Here is a 2,683-nt window from a genome sequence, read left to right as displayed (position 1 = left end):
GTGCCATATCCCTATCAAGTTAAAGTTTTGATGTCCCCGCAATGATAAAAATAAACTTGGTTTCCATAAAAAACATAATATTTTCATTTAAAGGCTATGAAGTGAAATATCATCATCTTCATCACGTTTGACCTTCAAGAAATAAAAAGTTAAACTATTCTTGTACTCGAAGTACTATTATAGTACTGGAGAGATAATAACTTTACTATTTTGGTATGAGGTGAATAAATGATGAAAGATCGGATTGCCAAAACTGCTATTGCGCTTTTTCATGTAAGGGGAATAAAATTCACAATGAGTGATTTAGCTCGTGATCTAGGTGTAAGCAAAAGTACGCTTTACGAGCATTTTCCATCTAAGGACGAGCTTATTGGTTATGTAGTTGAGCAAATAAATGAAGAAGCCCAAATACGTTTTCGGGAAATTATCGATAATTCGAATTTGAACATACCGGAAAAATTAAAAGGGATTCTTTTAATTGTGCCTAAGGATTTTCAGCACAGCTTCGTACGTTTACTGATTGAACTGCGACGTTACCATCCAGAGCAGTGGGCAAAAATAGAACAAGGCATAAATGAAGAATGGGAGGTAATTACTGGGCTAGTTGAAGAGGGCATCAATAGCGGTGTTTTACGTTCAATGGACATTCCAGTGCTAATCCAAACACTCAAAACGTTAATGAAATCAATTTTTGAACAGGGGAGTATAGCCTCTAACCAAATTACTCTACAAGAGTCACTTGCAATGATGGCCGATATCATATTGCATGGAATCACAAGTAAGGATTAAATAGTACTTCTACATAAAAAATGAGTAGGGTCACAATAACCATACAGGTTAACGTAGCCCCGCTCATTTTTTATTTTTATCCCGCTTTAATGGGCAGTAAGATTCCTACCTCAAAATTCAGTGAAAGCAAAGAATTTAGGTGGGAGATCAACTGCCAAAGTCCGATTGGTGAGGGCTGATAATCAGTGGGGGATGAAGAAAACCCCACTGATTAAAGTTTCACTTTATGTCGATTTTACTTAAGGGTAATTATACTTTACAGTCTGGAAGATTTCGGTATAATATAAAATTAGTACCAAAAATAATTTTTCGGTACTGAAGGTACGGATTAAGATAATCAGAGATGGAAACGAAAAGTTTGTAATTTTAAATTGTTTTTTCAATTTGGCTGGGATGTCCTTGAAGATAAAATACGGGTATAGGAGGAATGTAAATGGATTTTTTTGAGACTGTTATAATTATTGTGAATTTTAGTATTCTAGGCTGTATATTGTTTTTTAGTGAGAAAATAAAACAATGGTCTGTCTTCATTCTAACAGTTGCCTTTTGTGTGGTTGTTGTGCAGCTTATCGTAGAAGGGTATCGCTGGCAGATGATTCCTGCTTATTTGTCCCCATTTATTTTAACAAGCTGCTATCTATTTGCTGAATCAAAAAAGAACGTTAAAAGTTGTGGGGCATTCACAGTCAAGACAGCGCTACTGGTCATTTATTTGACTATTGCGGTCATGCTTCCTTCCCTCATGCCGGTAGTTTTATTTGAAAAAACGAGCGGTCCCTTCAAGGTTGGTACTACACTTTATCATTGGATTGATTATAATCGAGAAGAACCTTATATGAAAGATTTGAACGGCCGGCGCGAGCTGATGGTTCAGGTTTGGTATCCTGCAAAAGAAAAAGGAGAGATGAATCGCGCACCTTATATCCATAACTCGGATGAGATTGCCAAGGGGTTGGAAAAATCATTGTCTATTCCAGCATTCGCGTTTCATCATCTAGGCTTGATGAAGTCGAATGCATTCATGGAAGCTCAATTGTCAGATTCAGAGGAACGTTATCCGGTCCTACTCTTTTCCCATGGTTTAAGCGGTTTTCGCAATCAAAACACGTTTGAGGTGGAGGAGTTGGCCAGCCAAGGTTACATCGTCGTAGGAATTGATCATACCTATGATGCTGCAGCTACCGTCTTTCCAGATGGCAGAACCGCTTTTGTACAGTCGATCAATTTAACTGATTTTGCCGAACGAGATCGCCATATCAAATTATGGAAGGAAGATGTTGTTTTTGTACTTAATCAAATAGAGAAGCTTAACCAAAGCGATAAAGATAATCGCTTTACAGGAAGAATGGATACATCCCGAATTGGAATGTTTGGACATTCTTATGGTGGAGCTACAGCTGCGCAAGTGTTAGTGGAAGACTCCCGTGTCAAAGCAGCCATCAATATGGATGGTACATTATATGGGGAAAATGTTCCGAAATCTAGAGTTGGAAAACCGTTTTTGATTATGAATGCAGAGACTAGTGATGATTCCACGAAAGATTTTTTAGAGGGAAAAGTTCGTAGTGACCATGTACTTGCAGGTGGTGGCATGTCAATGGTTATTCCCCATACCAATCATACGAGTTTCACTGATTTTCATTTGTTCTCTCCTTTGTTACGAAGCTTAGATGAAGATCCAAGATACGTTCACCGTATTATAAACGAATTCAGTCTCGCTTTTTTTGATCGATATGTGAAACAGGTAGACGATAGCTCTGCGCTTGAAAAATTGGACTCCAAATACCCAGAAGTGAAATTTAAAGTGAATTAATGACAATGTCTTTTAATATATTTGCTAACAGTTGGGTATATATTTTAATCATCAAGAAAGATTGCCCTCTGTAGCATACAG

The 2,683-nt window shown here is 37.5% G+C and carries 2 protein-coding genes; both read left to right on the top strand.

Annotated elements, in window-relative coordinates:
- Window positions 1–231: 231 nt before the first annotated feature.
- Window positions 232–789 (top strand): TetR family transcriptional regulator, encoded by a 558-nt coding sequence (locus tag ABWK52_RS12015; RefSeq protein WP_000654863.1) that lies wholly within the window; start codon window positions 232–234, stop codon window positions 787–789.
- A gap of 433 nt (window positions 790–1,222) precedes the next feature.
- Window positions 1,223–2,602: an alpha/beta hydrolase family protein gene (locus ABWK52_RS12010; protein ID WP_353771942.1), complete on the top strand. Its 1,380-nt coding sequence runs from the start codon at window positions 1,223–1,225 to the stop codon at window positions 2,600–2,602.
- The last annotated feature ends 81 nt before the right edge of the window (window positions 2,603–2,683 follow it).

Origin of the sequence: Bacillus sp. AP50 (genome assembly GCF_040492675.1) — a bacterium.
GTDB classification, from domain to species: Bacteria; Bacillota; Bacilli; order Bacillales; family Bacillaceae_G; genus Bacillus_A; species Bacillus_A cereus.
The sequence above is the reverse complement of the archived record's forward strand: the minus strand, read 5'-3'. Positions and strand labels throughout refer to the sequence as shown.

Bases quoted from the DNA above. Each gene is read 5' to 3' on its own strand.
- ABWK52_RS12015 (WP_000654863.1), top strand. From the start codon at position 232: ATGAAAGATCGGATTGCCAAAACTGCTATTGCGCTTTTTCATGTAAGG.
- ABWK52_RS12010 (WP_353771942.1), top strand. From the start codon at position 1,223: ATGGATTTTTTTGAGACTGTTATAATTATTGTGAATTTTAGTATTCTA.